Origin of the sequence: Legionella jordanis, from assembly GCF_900637635.1 — a bacterium.
In the GTDB taxonomy this organism is placed as follows: Bacteria; Pseudomonadota; Gammaproteobacteria; order Legionellales; family Legionellaceae; genus Tatlockia; species Tatlockia jordanis.
Map to the genome: position 1 here is coordinate 1,081,355 of NZ_LR134383.1, position 16,793 is coordinate 1,098,147.

Consider the following 16,793-nt stretch of genomic DNA (forward strand, 5'->3'; position numbering starts at 1 on the left):
CTGGGATAAGAAATTATCCCGAGTATTGCTGCATCCCTGAATACAAGGCTGATATTGTTCTTTGCAATAAGATTCATCATTATTTTGCATGCATTGCTCATATTGTTTATTGAAAATATCCTATATCAATAAATTCAAACTGATACCGCCATATTGATAAGTGTAATCAGGCGAGTTTATAAATGCCGATGCTTGTCGCAGGTGGGCGTAATAAGCTGTAAAAAATAAGCATTTGCTGATAGGGCCATTAATTCCCATTCCCCACTGAATGGTTGGGCTTGATACGGTCTGATCATTGGGCTCAGGAGTAATATATTGTCTTCCCAAGCCTCCATCAAGGTAATAATGCCAGGTTGCTCCCAAACGCCTACCCAATTTCAAAAGGACTTTTTGTTCTTTATAGCGATGTGGGCTGAAGTAATTAGGCGACCTGAATTTATTGGAATACTCTCTTAAAACGCCCGTAGCGGTTAAGCCTAAGTCAGGTAAAATTAACAGCGAAGCAGAAGTAAAGTAGCCATTTCTGGAGTTGGTGTCACTCATATTTAATTTATATAATGAACCATTCAGTTTCACATAAGGCAAAGGATTTACCAATAATGACGTGGCGTATTGAGTGGTGGTGATTTCATTAGCGAATGCAGGGAATGTTTCCAGAACATCTTTTTGTGTAAGCAATTGTAGAGATACAAAATCATTGGGTTTGTAATTGCTGTCTGCACTCCAAAGAAGCGGTGTCCAGTGATTGCGTTGAAATGCGGTGGTATCATTAAACTCTATCGGTTCTATCTGTCCCCTTAAAGTAATATGGCGCGTAGGGCGTAGGATCTGTCCTACATTAAATCCTGTGGCGTTGAGTCCAAAGGTTTGATATTGGGAATACTTGCGATAGTCTAATTCCACAAAGGTCTCAGCTTGCTGATTCCAATAGCGTTTGTAATTTAACAGCTCCCTTTTTTTTGTGAAGGTCTCTGAGTCCCTGGAAAAAAAATGACTAGGGGTTACAACATTCGGCCAAGTGGCTAATCTAGTTTGCCACTCCAAGTCTCTTAAATCCCGCCCAAGCCCTGAGTTTGGCTCAATTGTAGAAGTGATTGGCTGGTAGGTATCTAAAATATTTTTGGTGATATCTGCCCAATCCGCCCAGAGCGACGCTTGAGCCGCAGCGATTACCAGTTCTGGTTTTTCTAAAATCAATCCACCCGGAATCATTTTGTAAGCTAATTGGGGTCGATCATAGTATGCGAAACTCTTCACCAGACCGGCCAGGGCCAATTGATACTCATTCGGAGATAACTTGTAGTGTTGCAATAATAATCGGTAGGTTTGCTTTGCTCTGACATACCAAGCCATCCAAAATTGCATTTTGGCAATACCAAATAGGGCAGCCTTTTTCTGGGAAGGGTTAGTGCTTGCTTTGAAAGCTAATTTATAGAAATGCAAAGCTCTTTCTGGGTTGCCCAAAATGGCCATACTTTCACTTGCAATCATGTAAATTTCGAATTTTCCAGACTCAAGGTAAACCCGAATAACTTCAAAAGCTTGTCTGCCGGCATTCATATTAAGGAATTGTTGGGCGCGAGCAACAGTACTCTCAAACCGAAGCTTTGCAATTAATTGCGCTAATTGATGTTCATGTTCATGCAATTGCAGTTTTTCTTGCTTACCTAAATGGTATTGTTTGAGAAGGGATAAGGTTTTTGCAGCAGAATTTGGTTCCCTTAACCATAGCTGCATTTTGATTACACCAAAAAGGGAAAGTAGTTTTTCTTTATTATTGCTACTGAGCTGATATGCTTCGTTAAAATATTTAAGAGACTCTTGTGGGTTCTCTTTAATAGCCATACTTTGTGCTGCAACCAGATACAACTTAAAGCTTTTTACTTTTCCCAGATAAGATTTGATTACCTTGAAAGCGGCTTGTCCATTATTTTGATTAATAAAAACAATAGCTTGGTTTATGTCCTCGCCCAACTGAAGTTCAAATGCCTTGTTCAAACCTTCTTTTACAATCTTTTTATCTTCCGAAGATAGGTCCATAGAGTTTAATTTTTTGTAGGTGTTGGAAGCTTTCTGATATTGCTTTAGCCATAATTGCATGCGGGCAATTTTAAAAAGAGAGATTCGTCTCATTACTGGATCTTGATTACTCAGGGCCCTTTTATAAGCTAATTCGTAATACCCCAAAGCCTCTACTGGTTTTTCTTCACTTGCAGCTTTATCGCCTAATGCAATTTCTTTTGAAGAAATGCCAGCATCCATCGCTTTGATTTGTCCTTGTGCTGCTTTTAATCCTACTTCTGCCCTTGCCCTGTCCTCGAAGGACAAATCCATGGCCAGTAATTTTTTATAGGAATCTTGAGCGTCTTGATATTTTTCAAGCCATATTTGAGTGCGAGCTATCTTAAATAAAGCGACCCTTTGAATAAAAGTGTTACCCTGGTCTGCAGCCCTCATGTAAGAGGTTGTGTAATGAGCCAATGCCTTGGCAGGGTCATTTTTTGATGCAGCCTCGTCACCTTTAGCCACCTCCAATGCGGGGTCATTCAGTACTTGCTTTTGCTTGTCTTCTGCATTTTTTAAGCCGGACAACGCTATATTTTTATCTTCATCCGATAAATTCATGGTTAATAAGAGCCGGTAGGTATTTATTACATCCTGGTATTTTTCGAGCCATGCCTGAGTACGAGCCATTTTAAATAAAGCCACGCGACGATTAACGAGGTTATTAGCTGCAACGGCCTTGTTATATGCCACCTGGTAGTGATTTAATGCTTCGGCAGGATTGTTTTTTAAGGCTGCTGCATCACCTGTCGAAATTTCCAGGCTTGAATTGTCCATTAGCTGCGCCTGTTTATTTTGGGCTTCTTCTAAGCCAACCGTCGCTATTTTTTTATCTTCATCGGATAAATTCATGGTTAATAAAATGCGGTAACTATCTATTGCCTCCTGATAATTGTTTAGATTGATTTGGGTGCGCGCAATTTTGAATAAGGCGACTCTCTCTATAGTCTCATTATTGTTTTTTGCATTTTGAAAGGCCCTCTCGAAATAGCTGAGGGCTTGAGCGGAATTACCTAATTGTGCATGGATATCACCTAAACTAATCTCAACAAGATAATTCGGTTGTGTTTGTTCTAAGTGTTGGAGTATCGGCAATGCTTCCATTACTTTATTTTGCTCAATAAGCTTTTTAGCTTTTGAAAAATTGTTCCAGTATTGAGTATCTGTATCAGCATAAGAAATCGTACTCAGGTACAGTACAGAAGCAAGGACAACCCTATATTTTTGCCGCTTCCACAAATCCATGTACTCCTATTTGAAACTTACATTTAATCATGAATTGTATTTACAATACTAAAAGATGTTTAATATATGAAGAGCTTAATTGTTTTACTATCCTAATCTGTAGCCGTTTGCTTTATTTTTCTTAGTTCTTGTAGGAAGGGTATTGGTTATCTAATACAGGAGTAACAGTGTACATCCCTGTAAAAATTAAATTTGCTTTTGCATTCCTTACGTCTTTTATATGGCTGGCTTTTTGTTTCTGGATTTCCATACCCTGGATATTTGATTTAGCGGTATATGTCACAATAGTCCCTGCATATATTATTGTTTTCTCCATTGCTTTATTTCCGGGATTTATGTACGCATTTATGCTTGTAAGCTATTTAATAGACAAACGAAAACCTTCTATAGAGCTTAAAAATTATCCCGGCGTAAGTGTATTAATCGCGGCTTACAATGAAGAAAGATGCATTGCTGAAACTCTCAGGGCCGTGCAGAAACAGGACTATCCAGGTGAATTACAAATTATTTTAATTGATGATGGTTCTGTTGATAATACTATTGTTAATGCCAAATCTTTAGAACTAAAAAATTTGGAAATTATTAAGGGCAAGCATGGAGGAAAGGCCACGGCTTTAAATCAAGGTTTGAAAAGGGCAAAACATGACCTCATTGTTACCTTGGATGCTGATACCTATATTTTAAAGGATGCCATCAAAGAAATAGTTAAAAAATTATACTCTGGACCTTCGAATGCGGAAACAGTTGCAGTTGCAGGGGCCATTTATGTGAAAAACAGTCGTAATACTTTGATGACGCGTATCCTGGAGTGGGATTTTTTTCACGCCATCGCTGTGATTAAACGTATACAGAGCCTTTTTCAAGGAACTCTTGTTGCGCAAGGCGCTTTTTCTATTTATTTAAAGAAAGTATTGCTTGAGATGGGGGGATGGCAGAATACAGTAGGTGAGGATATTGTTTTAACCTGGGGTATCCTGTCTAAAGGTTACAGGGTAGATTTTGCTGAAAAGGCCATTTGCTTTACTTACGTGCCTGAAACCTATAAGCAGTTTTTTTTCCAACGGAGTCGGTGGGCAAGAGGTCTCATAGAGGCTTTTCGCCATCATCCTAAAATATTAACCACACCAAGACTTTCGATGTTTTACATTTACTGGAATATGGGGGTCGTTTTATTCGATAGCGTCTTTTTCTTCATCTTTATACCTGGACTTGTCCTTGCCTTTTTTGGATATTATTTTGTTGCAGGTCCAATGACTTTATGTGTTCTGCCTATCAGTTTATTAAACAATCTAATTTTTTTTCTTGGCCAACGGAAATCGTTTCATGTTCAAGCTTTGCAGGTAAGAAGGAATGTGCTGGGTTTTATTATTTATTTCTTATTTTTCCAATTAATTATGAACCCAGCTGTGATTCATGGATACCTTTCAGAGTTCTTCAGGCGGGAAAAAAGATGGCGATCAAAAGAATGAGTTCCAAAATTCCCAATGAGTTCTCTTTCTAATTGAAGTTAGGTTTGCCATGCCAGAGCCTCACTTCTTTGTAGTAACGTATTATGGTGAAGCCCACAACCATCATCTGTAGCACACTGGTCTCGGCATGATGTGCAATCCTGGGTTCATCTAACCAGCTTTGTTAGTTGCATTAGGCCGAAGCAAGCAGCTGATCAATCTCTGTGAACTCAAGAGCTGGATGTTCAAATAGGTTACATTTCAGCGAATAGCTGATGGGAATGAAAGTGCTGTCTAGCAGGCTTTACTGGATTCAAATGGATTAAAGCCTGAAATATAAGGGATAAAAAAATCCCGGCTAATGCCGGGACTAGGTTGAGGAGACGGTTAATCGCGACCTGAAAAGGCACTTAATAAATTCAGTAAACTTACAAATAAATTGTAAATGGACACGAAAAGCCCAACTGTAGCTGAAATGTAGTTGGTTTCTCCACCGTGAATAATCTCACTGGTTTGAAATAAAATTAAGCCAGAAGAGATGAGTACAAAAGCCGCTGAAATGACCAATTGTAGGGCAGGCATTTGGAAAAAGATCCCAGCAATCATGGCTAGGAAAGCCACCATAACCGCTACAAACAGGAAACCGCCTAGATAGCTAAAATCCTTACGTGTGGTTAAAGCGTAACCAGACAAACCAAAGAAAATAATACCTGTTCCGCCAAGGGCCGTGCCAATTAATTGATGACCATTGGAAAAATTGGCCACATAGAGGTTAAGAATGGGGCCTAAGGTATATCCCAGAAAACCGGTAAAGGCAAACACGGCAAGCAGACCCAAAGCGCTATTTCTTAAGGCATGAGTTAAGAACATCAGTCCATAAACACCCACAATCATCAGAAGGGGATTCATTGGCTTAGTGTTCAAAGCAAATGCAGCATAGGCTGTCAAGGCACTAAATAAGAAAGTCATACCTAAAAGTAAATAGGTATTACGCAAAACCTTATTGGTGCTAAGGACCGCTTCGTTTTGTCGACTTAAAAAAGTCACATCATTTTTGTTCATGCAATAACTCCAAGTTTATATTGCTAGTTTAGCACATATATAGGTGAGCTTTTCCCATTTCAAGTCTAAAGGCAGAGAAAAAAAGTAGCAAGAATCTTCTCATGAGCTTTATTAATTTTTAACAATTTTCTTTTTGGCAAGAATAAAGTTGAAAGCAATAAAGTGAATCGTTGATAATTAACGATCTTTCCCATGCATTTTAAAGGACTCACTAATGCCCAAAGTTGCTGCGGTACAACTCACCTCTTCTGCATCCGTCACTAACAATTTAAAACAGTTAGAAACTTTTTTCGCGCAAGCCAAAGAGGGGAATGTTGAGTTACTCGCGTTTCCAGAAAATTTTGCCTTAATGGCTAAAGACGATAAAGACAAACTGGCTAAGTCCGAAACTTATGGGGCAGGAGAAATCCAGAGTCACATAAGCCGTTGGGCAAAAAAATATGGAATATGGGTTATAGCTGGAACGATACCTTTGAAAGGCTTACAAAACCATGTGCGCTCAAGTTGTTTAGTCTTTGATGATCAAGGCCTATGTGCGGCTCGTTATGATAAAATCCATCTCTTTGACGTACGCGTCTCTGAGCATGAAGCGCATCAGGAATCAGCCACAGTTGAACGAGGAGATGAAATCGTCGTTGTAGACACGCCAGTTGGTAAAATGGGATTGAGTGTTTGCTACGACTTGCGTTTTCCAGAATTATACCGACAATTAGTATTAAGGGGAGCTGAAATATTCGCGGTACCATCAGCCTTTACTGCCATAACGGGCGCTGCTCACTGGGAAGTGCTGTTAAGGGCTCGAGCCATTGAAAATTTATGCTATATCATTGCTCCGGGACAGGGGGGGAAGCATGAAAATGGTCGCGAGACTTATGGTCACAGCATGATTATTGATCCCTGGGGAAAAATTATAGCGCACCAGGAAGCTGGTGTTGGTATGATTACAGCAGAAGTTGATTTGCACCGATTGAATCATTTACGCCGTCAATTTCCCTGTAATGAACATCACGTATTATCTACTAAAAGAGAAAGGTAAAATTATGACTCAGGCATTAGCCCTCGCCAAAGATTTACTATTAAAGCCCGCATCTTTGGACGAATCCACCCTTGAAAAGCTGATTCGCTCAATGATCACTCAACACGTTGATGACGCTGATCTTTATTTTCAAAGCAGCAGCTATGAATCCTGGTATCTCGAGGATTCTGAGGTGAAAAGTGGCAGTTATTCAATTGATCGGGGAGTGGGTATTCGCGCCGTTAGTGGAGACAAAACCGGCTATGCCTATTGCGATGATATTTTATTACCAGCCATGCAAAGGGCTGCTGATGCGGCTCGCTCCATCGCTTTTACGGGAAAAAAAACCGCTCAAGCGATCCAAATTCCTGGCTCACCTATCAGTCGTTATGCTCCATTAAATCCAATTGAAGGAATGAGCAAACAGGAGAAAATTGCTTTACTTGAAGCGATTGATAGAGAAGCAAGGCGTATAGATCCACGGGTCATTCAAGTGAATGCGTCATTAAGCGGTTGCTTTGAAGTGGTTATGGTGGCGGGCATGCATGGTGAGATGACAGCTGACATCAGGCCTTTGGTCAGCATCCATGTCAGTGTGATCGTGGAGGATAAAAATGGTCGTCGTGAGTCCGCACGCTCAGGGGGAGGCGGTCGCGTTGCCTACTCCTATTTCACCGAAAAAGATAGAGCCTTAAGCTATGCCCGCGAAGCGGTTAGAGAAGCATTAATCAATCTTGAAGCTGAAGACGCTCCCGCTGGTACGATGCCGGTGGTGTTAGGTCCAGGCTGGCCTGGTGTATTGTTGCATGAAGCAGTTGGCCATGGTCTGGAAGGGGATTTTAATCGCAAAGGTTTATCCGCATTTTCGGGGCGTCTAGGGCAGCAAGTTGCGGCAAAAGGCGTAACAGTTGTTGATGATGGGACTTTAAAAGACAGACGTGGTTCAATCACCATTGATGATGAGGGGACGCCTGCGCAATGTACAACGCTGATTGAAGATGGAGTTTTAGTTAATTACATGCAAGATAAGCTTAATGCTAAATTGATGGGGATGACTGCTACTGGCAATTGTCGTCGTGAGTCCTATGCCCACCTCCCTATGCCACGCATGACGAATACCTATATGCTTGCCGGTCAATACAGTCCCGAAGAAATTATTCGTACCGTGAAGCGTGGCTTATACGCAGTTAACTTTGGTGGTGGACAGGTAGACATTACTTCCGGTCAGTTTGTCTTTTCAGCGAGCGAAGCTTACCTCATTGAGGACGGTAAAATAACTAAACCAGTAAAAGGAGCAACCCTTATTGGTAATGGTCCTGAAGTGATGAAAAAAATCAGCATGATTGGCAATGACCTTGCTTTGGACAATGGTATTGGCGTGTGTGGCAAAGATGGCCAATCTGTCCCTGTTGGTGTAGGCCAGCCTACACTTAAAATCGATGCATTAACAATTGGTGGAACTCGTTAACTTCAGTGGAATGTAAGCCTGCCGTGGATAATGACTCTCCCATTATCCACAAGCTCCAGCCTTCATCGGCCATCCACGGCGCCGGTTGGTAAACCGCTTTGACCCCCAGGACAAAATGTCACTTGATAATCCGTTTTGCTGATAGGGCTCGGATTGCAGGTGAAAGAACTGGAAGGGTCGTCAAATTGGTAGGAATACGCTGTAGGGCAAGTATTTTTTAACCACAAAATGGCATTTTTTGCTGTCGCGGTTGTTCCGGCAGTAGCTGTCCAATCCTGGTTAATGCCCAAACAGGACGATGAAGTGGCCGTTGGTACCCCGCTGCTTTCCCAATCAACGCAGCCACAGCAAGTTGGCAGGTTAGAGGATGAATTGTAGCAGGTATTTGCTGAGTTATTGCTGGTCTGTACGCAAGCCAGCAAATTACCAAAAATTGCCCCTGTACCGTAGTTTTGCGCTGAAATATTGCTCATGGGAGTACCAATATTATATTTGCTGTATAAGTTAAACAAGGGGCTTCCCCATTGACCTGTAGCAGGGTATCCATAATAGTTGGCCAAGGTAGAATAACCTATAAAGCGTCCACAGCGTCGATTAATGGGTGCATTCGCAGGTGAGCTACTGAAAGCCATCCCGCATACATCACCGCCACTGCAATCTGCATCGGATGTACAATTGGTGCTTGGGCCTGGGTTGACCCATACAAAGTCAAAGCGGCTTAATCCAGAAAACGCCGGATTAAATGACCAACTACAAGCTCCAAGTTGTGTGTTCGGTTGCAGTACAGCACCTGAACCCGTGCATTGAAATGGATTAGTACTGGTCACGGGGCCAAGTCCTTTTATTTCTACGGGAACATTAAAACCATTGACCAGGGAAACATCATAGACTCCATCTCCACCTGGAGTACTGGCTAATGTAAATTCAAATTTGGTATAGGGAGGGACAGGCTGATTCAAAGGTTGTCCTGATTGTACACAGGTACCTGAGGTGGGAGAAAGGGTGTTGCACATTCCAGTTTCGCAAGCGAAATTGCTGCCATTTGAAGCACAACCCGTTCTCGCCCAAATAGCTCCATTCACATAGACAGAGGCTGACAGGTCAATTTTGCTAGGTGCTTGCCCATTTTGCTGTTCAGCAAGGAAATAAGATGAAGCAGGCGCTCCTTGCGGAGATTGGCTTCCGGGAGTTGGGTCTGGGGAACTTACGCCGGTCCCATTGGCAATGCCATACCATACATTGAATGGACATTGATTGATAAAATGCACCGTGTGGTTAGCCGTCTGGTTATTGGCATTTACTGGAGCGGAAGTTGAAGCAATGCTGGTTACTCCTCCGGCAGTTACTGTGGCCGACACGGTCATTTGTGTGGCTGTATTTTGAGGGCTTACAGAGACAAGCACTGAGCAATTACCTTGTGGTGGCAGTGTTTTACCTGAGCAATTATCATAGAGTGCTGAAGCGGTTATTACGGCTTGTTGACCAGTATTCGGTGTGAAATTTGCAGAAATTGCTACCGGCCCTAATGTCGTGGAGGCGGCAGTACACTCGTTTTCAAACACAAATTTCACCAGGTTGTCTGCATATTGGTAAGTCGTAGTAGGTAAGGGTAATTGGGTTTGACCGTGTACAGAGCAACTTCCTCCACCGCCTTGTGTAATGGTTGAGCTCGCTGAAATGGGGCTAACGTGGATGCTATCAAAATTGAATCGGCTGGTGAGGGTTATTGAGCCGGTGGCCAGGGGAGTAAGCTGACCTTGTATTTGGCAATCTTGATGCGGTTGTAAGGTGATGGGGGCTGCAAAAGTTCCACAAGTATTACTAAGAATATTAACCGTGGCATTGGAGGAAGGAGATATGGTAAACAGGTTGGAGCTTGTTGTATCACCGACATAGCCAGTAACAGGAATATCGCTGCTGTTGCTATAAGTCGCTACGAAATCGGGTTGTTGCAGGGGGGTTAAAGTGATAACGGCTGGAAGGCCAAAAATTGATCCCACCACCGCATTGGCAGGAGCACCTATAGCAACGGCCTGGAGACTGGGTAGTGCAATTTGGTTTCGATTGTATCCATAGGTTAATTGTACAGTCGAAATCCCTCCGGAATGAGGTTTAAATAAAAAATTAACCTGGCATTGTCCTTTAGGTGGGAGGGTTTTATTTTTGCAACTGTCAAAAGTACTAAACCCACTCCCTGTAAACCGATAGTCTGTAAGCATTGTAACGGCAAAGGGTAAATTATTACTTAAGGTGTAACTAACTTGTGACTGCTGTCCTACTTGCGTCGCTGTAAAACCTGTTGCCGGATTGAGGCTCCAGGATACAGGGTCAGCCGCATTAAGTAGGCCAAGGTATCCCGTTAGTGCAAGGCCAAAAAGAGGAGAATTTTTATTCATTGATGCTCTCTTAGAAATTATTTTGTCAGTTCTACAGCTGCCGTGTTGCCGAATACATAACTTACACTAAGAAAAACGCTATTGGTTTGAAATTTATCAAGATTTAATCGCTCCCCCGCCCATGAAAAATTGCCGGAAGCAGAGGAAATTGAACCTAAATCTTGAAATTCATAGCCTAAGGACAGGGAAATGGCATTGCTGAAAGCCACATCAATGCCAGCACCGACATGGTAGGCCAAATCTGTATGGCTATGCTTTTCAAACCCTGGGCTGACCCGCGGAGTTACATCCGCTATAGGAGTTTCTCGATAGGCTCCTGCCTTATTGGCCGCTACTCCAATGCCGCCATCGATATAGGGTGATAAATGGTACTGCTGAACCAAATTGATTTTGCCAAATAGGGACCAAACGTCACTACTGAGCTCCCAATTGTAGCGGTAATTTCGAAACTCCGGTATGGAGTATTGGGTGACAGTGCCTCCCATATTTTCTAAGAACAGATGCTGGTAGCGGATTCCTAATGAATAGGCAGGGAGCCAGAGCTGATCGCTAAACCAACCATAACTAACTGCACCTAAAGCGGTAGTCATGTCTTTTTTATTAACACTTAATGTGTCTAGGTTGTACGGCGGCATTTCTGAGCCATTGTTCACGTAAATGGATTTATTGATGTCTGGTTGCGAAATTCCAATACCCGCAGTAAAAATCCAGCCTGTGGTCGGTAAAACGGCACTCAACGAGGGATTTTCTTTTATGGATGAAGAAGGATGTAACGGTAAAGGGGCTGGAAATGACTTGGTTTGATTTCTTGTGTGGGAGTTAATGGATGACTCGATTGGTTTGATTGCTCTGTTATGATGTTTCAGCTTTTTTAAATCGGATATTGGCCCTAGGATTACCTTGTAATAATTTCCCTTTTTTTGCAGGCTAACAGGGTATGAATACTGTTTCTGAATTTTTTGGCTGTACTGAATGGCAGCCTTGTAATTTTTAAAGGCTGCCAGTTGGATATAAAAAGGAGCGTGTCCACTGATATGTCCTGATTTAGGCCAACCATAGAGAGTGGTTGCATGGGCTTCAGGCAGACTACTCACAGTCAATAATCCTGCAGCAATTGAAACTCCCAACAAATGCTTCATTCCAATCCTTGAATACAATTTCAGCGCATCATTTTAAAAGAATTTATTATTAAAGCAATGAAATGAAAAAAGAATTCTTTTCTTAATCCATAATCAATAATGTTATGCGCATGATTAACTTAATCGGGAGAATAAAGTGGCGAAATCCAAAGATAAAAAGGCACATCATTCCCACCTTAAACCCTCTGGGATGCCTGAAACCATTTCAGCTCAACTGGCGACCTTAGTTGATCATCCTCCATGCGGTGATGATTGGCTGCATGAAATAAAATTCGATGGCTATCGCATTCTTGCTATTAAATGCGGCAAACATGCACAATTACTATCGCGTAATAATAAAGATTGGACTGATGAATTTCCAAGTATTCGAGAGGCTATTTCGCAATTAACTGTGAAACAGGCCATTTTCGATGGGGAACTCGTTTTTCTGGATGATAGCAACCGCTCTAACTTTCAACTTTTGCAGAACCGCCTACAGACCAATTTCGATTTGTCACTCATTTACTATGTTTTTGATCTACTTTATTACGACGAATACGATTTGCGTTCTTTACCTTTGATTAAACGCAAGGAGATTTTGAAATCCTTACTCCCCGAAGCTGCAATTACCCTGCAGTATAGTGAGCACATTCTTGATAAAGGGGAAGCTGTTTTCCAGCGGGCCTGCGCTTTATCGCTTGAAGGTATTATCTCTAAAAAAATAAACAGTCCTTATATGGGTGGCCGGGCCAAAACCTGGCTTAAGATCAAATGCAGTCATCGTCAGGAATTGGTTGTAGGTGGGTTTACACCACCCAAAGGAGGGCGTGCTTATTTCGGTTCTCTGTACCTTGGCTATTTTAATAAAAACAAGGAACTGATTTACTGTGGAAATGTAGGGACTGGTTTTACTCAAAACTCTTTGGCTGAGCTTCATCATGAGCTTAAAAACTGCATCAGTTCGCATAATCCCTTTAATTCTCGCCCTCCAGGGATAAAAACCGCCACCTGGGTCCTACCTCAATTGGTGGTGGAGGTTGAGTTCACGGAATGGACAAAAGAAGGTCGTTTAAGGCATCCAAGCTTCAAAGGCTTGCGAAAGGATAAAGATGCCTCTGAGATTATCAGGGAAAAAGAAACCCCCATTGAGAAGCTTGAGCAACATTACAGTATAAAAAACCTGACAACTGATAAAAATTGAAAAAATTATGGAGTGGTTCCATCAATGGAGCTAATGCAATCTGATTCCTTGTATAAAGCACTATTTACATTTGGGGTAACAGGATAAAGGCTCAACGGAATATTCCCTCTTTCCTTAATCATTTTTTTCAAGGAATGCTCATCAAAAACCTGCTCCAAAAGCCATTGCTTTTGCTGATTTTCAGTTAAAAGCCAAGGCATTCTGTCATGCAGTTTTCCTACTGTTTCATTGGCTTCAGTCGTTAGCAAACAGCAACTTGGTATAACTTTGCCATCGGTCATCCGTTCATTATCATAGACGGCAGCAACAGCCATGAGCTTGTTGTCTTCCCGTTTAAAATAATAAGGTTGTTTGATTTTTAAATTCTTCGATTGATCTTGCCATTCAAAAAAACCGCTCATAATGAGTAAACAGCGGCGATATTTTAGGCTTTGACGGAAAGTAGGTTTACTTGCAATGCTTTCGGCGCGAGCATTAATTAAAAGTTTAGGTTTTGCTTTACCTCGAGAATACCAGGGGGTAATACCCCATTTCATAGTGAGGGCAATCAACCCGCCTTCGGCTTTTTTTAAACATAAAGCTTGTTCCGTTGGGGCTATATTGTAACTTGCGGGCAAAGTTATTGTATCTTTTATGCCGAATTGCTCGTAAATGGCCTCCAAATCGGTTTCCAATGCGAATCGACCACACATGCAAAACCTCCTACTATGTAGAGCTATAGACCGGATTTTATTGACTTGCCAGTTTTATTTTAAATTTAATGCTTGCAAAGAGAGGTTCAAGAGTTAAGCTTAAAGAACACTAAGCTTAAGCAAGTGAATTTGGATAAAGCAGTAGTGCAAACGCAGCTACACTGAAGTAATCATGGATTCATCCTAACCTTAAGGACTGGAAATCCATTTCTGGGTTTAATCCGCTTTGCTCAAACAATTCATTTAGAACAGCTTTGGCTTTTTCACTGACTCGACCCATAATAACCTTATTCGCTAGAAGATACTCAATTACTTGGGGAGCAAAAGCGGCTATTTCCAGCACATTACCTTCGGTTAATTGTTCACTTAATGTCGAGTCACTGAAGATATATTTCGCAGTTTCACGATGTTTTTTAGCCAAGAGAACCAGGCAATCATTCAGTCCCAAAAGATCGGTTAATAATTTAAATTGATGAGCTGTTTGTAAAATGGCTTTGGCTGCCTTTGGGTGGCAGTCTGCTATTGAAAGAAGTTGAAAACAGCCTAAATTCAAGCGCTGGAGAAATGTATATGTCAAATCAGGGTGAACAGTAATTAAAGTTTCAATATTTTTAAAATTAATTTCTTTACACTCATATTTCAAGATTATTGTATCAATAAAGTGAATAGTGAAATGAGGATACACTGCAAGAAGTTCCTTAATATCCTGCAAAAAAAGTTCTCTGGATTTAAATTGAGCGATTAATGTATCGAGAAGGCAATTCGCTATTGTTTCATCAATTAAAGCAAATCCTAATAACTCCTTGCCAGTAAATAGGGTTCTAAACTGTGGGCATCTTAATAGGGAGCAAGTCAAATCTGGTTCAGTTTCAAGCAACCGCAACACCTCTTTGAACGCAGATTGTTCTTCAAGTTGTCTGTCTTCGATAAACATAGTATTGTTTTCACAAAAATCTTGAACTATCTCTTCAAAATCCATCCCTTCACCATTTAACAATCCTCGCCTATATCCTTCTATCCAGGCCACTGTTTCGTTAAGTCTGATTGCTTGAACTTTTAATTTCTCATAGGATTGGGCATAGAAGAGGGTGGCAACATACAATTTTAGAAGTCGAAGTTTAAGTTTAACAAAATCAACTAAATCCGTTATAGGAGGCTTAATTGGAGAGAGAGCTGGAATTCTTTTGTTTTTTTCTAATAAAATACGGAACAGTAAGTTCAATGTTGCATATCTAAACCTGCTTCTTTTTATTCCAAATGTAATTTCATCTTTCAGGCGAGCAAAGTTAAAATCACTTTCACTTTCATCAATGGCTACTTTCAAAGCATGGCAACTGGGTAGAGGAATAAGGCTTAGGAGATCTACAGTTGCATGCAGTTTTTCATTCTGAACTATGCACTGGACCAGTTTGCATGCCAAATCATTTGGTATCAGGCTAAATAATTCTTTTAATGGAAAAGGGCGGGATTTTAAGAGGAAACAATTAAAAATCCTTTCCAGCCGAAAGTGATCTGGGATGGCCTTTTCTACAATCTCAGTCAACACATGTTTGTGTCGGTTTTGAAGAGTATTTAAAAAATGAGTCTCTTCCTCGGCCACCACATCGCCAATGATTTCGGCTAAGGCCTTCGGTTTCCCCCTTGTGACGCTTTGTAGATGCAATTTGCTTTTTAAGTCAGGGGAAACTTTCTCGTATTGTAAAGTACTTTGCCATAGATGAGAACCCATCGGTTTTCCACTAAAAATGCTAAACGATTTTAGGTTTGATAACTGTTCTCTAGTCGCTAATAGTGCATTTTCAGGCTTAGAAAATTCTGTCTGCGGATAGAGAGAATAAAGAGTGTCATTATTCCTGATGAAGTGTCTAAATAGTTCACTATCATTTAAAATAAGATGGAATAAGCGATAGGAGAGTTGGGCTGGTAAACACTTTAAATAACCTATTAATTCATCTAAGGTTTTAATCCTTGCTTTTAAAAATTGCCTATTATTTTCCATCATTTTAAAGAGAGATGTTCTATCCTCATCGGATAAAAAATTGCTTGCGATTTCAATAAATAGAGTAAAATGAATAGCTTGCCGTTCATTTAAAATGAATTGCATTATTCTATTTCGAAGCGAAGTAAGCATTCTTTGCCTCGTCGATTCATCTATTGGTTCATAAATTCTAATTGATTTAATGAACTCAAGTAATTGCGAAAAGTTTGCATTGGAAAGGGTTGTTTTATTGAGCAGGCGACCCTGCAAATGAGGGTATTTTTTTGAAAAAATTAGTAAATTTTTGTAATACCCCATGTATCTGTTAAATTCATCTTGATCCAAACCCGGTATTGCTGAAAAAATCCTGTCGATTATGTTTGATCCATTAGCATCCAGAAAATTTATAAATGTTTGAAATCCCTCTTCATCTTTAATCAAACGATTGATTTCAGTTGGGGTATCTAAAATATGTTCAATGACAGATTGTGCATGATCTGGTTTAAGGACTGTGACAAGTTCATTTAATTCATAAACCGTGGAAATTAGTCTCTGAAATTCCTGTGGCTCTGACAAAATATATTTTATTACTTTAAAAATTTCATGGTCCTCTAGCGAGCCAAACAAGCTCCTTAGATGGCTGTGCTTTGTAATAATTTTGCTGAAATCAGAAGATTCAAGCAATTGCAAAATAATGGATTGATGTGAGTAGCTGGCAGAAGTGTTTATTATGGCGATAAGATGGAAAACATCCTCGATTTCATATTCAACATCCTCAATTGTTAATTTCATTATGTGCACAATTTGGTTTGATTAATGCTCACATTTTACTCGCATTAGTTCTGTTCTAACAATGGCTATTTATCCGCTGCATAGGAGGAGCAAACTTTGAATAGGTGGGTAAAAAAATGAGAGATATTGAAGCTAGGAAAATTATTATTTTACGCGAAAGCGATTGACCACTAATTTAACTGTTAAGAACTTGCCTAATAAGCAGCAGACCACAAACGTGCGGTCTGCAGCCCATCTAACAGAGGATGATTGCACTGTGGTAAATAGAGATAACTGCATATAAAGCCAACGGAAAAATTTTTATAAACGCTTTT

At 40.7% G+C, this 16,793-nt stretch carries 10 protein-coding genes; 4 read left to right on the forward strand and 6 right to left on the reverse strand.

Features of this window, described 5'->3' with window-relative positions; all coding sequences use genetic code 11:
• Positions 1 to 120 precede the first annotated feature (120 nt).
• Positions 121 to 3,309, reverse strand: a complete 3,189-nt coding sequence (locus EL203_RS04950) for a tetratricopeptide repeat protein (RefSeq protein WP_058470230.1) — start codon at positions 3,307 to 3,309, stop codon at positions 121 to 123.
• Positions 3,310 to 3,476: 167 nt separating this feature from the next.
• On the opposite strand from EL203_RS04950, the gene EL203_RS04955 reads away from it, so the two are divergent.
• Positions 3,477 to 4,778 carry a glycosyltransferase gene (locus tag EL203_RS04955; RefSeq protein ID WP_058470229.1) on the forward strand — a complete coding sequence of 434 codons (1,302 nt, stop codon included), beginning with the start codon at positions 3,477 to 3,479 and terminating at the stop codon, positions 4,776 to 4,778.
• Between the two features lie 366 nt (positions 4,779 to 5,144).
• On the opposite strand, the gene EL203_RS04960 is transcribed toward EL203_RS04955, so the two are convergent.
• Complete coding sequence (locus tag EL203_RS04960; RefSeq protein ID WP_058470228.1) at positions 5,145 to 5,819, reverse strand: Bax inhibitor-1/YccA family protein; 675 nt, start codon at positions 5,817 to 5,819, stop codon at positions 5,145 to 5,147.
• Positions 5,820 to 6,033: 214 nt separating this feature from the next.
• Here EL203_RS04960 and EL203_RS04965 point away from each other — a divergent pair, with 214 nt between their 5' ends.
• Both EL203_RS04965 and tldD read left to right on the forward strand, forming a co-directional pair.
• Positions 6,034 to 6,855 carry a carbon-nitrogen hydrolase family protein gene (locus EL203_RS04965; RefSeq protein ID WP_058470227.1) on the forward strand — a complete coding sequence of 274 codons (822 nt, stop codon included), beginning with the start codon at positions 6,034 to 6,036 and terminating at the stop codon, positions 6,853 to 6,855.
• 4 nt (positions 6,856 to 6,859) lie between these two features.
• A complete protein-coding gene (gene tldD, locus EL203_RS04970; RefSeq protein ID WP_058470226.1) occupies positions 6,860 to 8,302 on the forward strand; it encodes a metalloprotease TldD in 1,443 nt (480 codons plus the stop codon).
• 62 nt (positions 8,303 to 8,364) lie between these two features.
• Here tldD and EL203_RS04975 read toward each other — a convergent pair whose 3' ends face one another.
• Together EL203_RS04975 and EL203_RS04980 are read right to left on the reverse strand one after the other, a co-directional pair.
• Complete coding sequence (locus EL203_RS04975; protein ID WP_058470225.1) at positions 8,365 to 10,698, reverse strand: thaumatin family protein; 2,334 nt, start codon at positions 10,696 to 10,698, stop codon at positions 8,365 to 8,367.
• A 17-nt stretch (positions 10,699 to 10,715) separates the two neighbouring features.
• Positions 10,716 to 11,837, reverse strand: a complete 1,122-nt coding sequence (locus tag EL203_RS04980) for an SPOR domain-containing protein (protein ID WP_058470224.1) — start codon at positions 11,835 to 11,837, stop codon at positions 10,716 to 10,718.
• A gap of 136 nt (positions 11,838 to 11,973) precedes the next feature.
• Between EL203_RS04980 and ligD the strand changes: the two genes are divergently transcribed.
• Complete coding sequence (ligD, locus tag EL203_RS04985) at positions 11,974 to 13,017, forward strand: non-homologous end-joining DNA ligase (RefSeq protein WP_058470223.1); 1,044 nt, start codon at positions 11,974 to 11,976, stop codon at positions 13,015 to 13,017.
• Positions 13,018 to 13,022: 5 nt separating this feature from the next.
• On the opposite strand, the gene EL203_RS04990 is transcribed toward ligD, so the two are convergent.
• The gene (locus EL203_RS04990) at positions 13,023 to 13,709 is read right to left on the reverse strand and encodes an SOS response-associated peptidase (RefSeq protein ID WP_058470222.1); all 687 of its coding nucleotides are present in this window, start codon (positions 13,707 to 13,709) and stop codon (positions 13,023 to 13,025) included.
• A gap of 178 nt (positions 13,710 to 13,887) precedes the next feature.
• A complete protein-coding gene (locus EL203_RS04995) occupies positions 13,888 to 16,479 on the reverse strand; it encodes a hypothetical protein (RefSeq protein ID WP_058470221.1) in 2,592 nt (863 codons plus the stop codon).
• Positions 16,480 to 16,793: the final 314 nt, after the last annotated feature.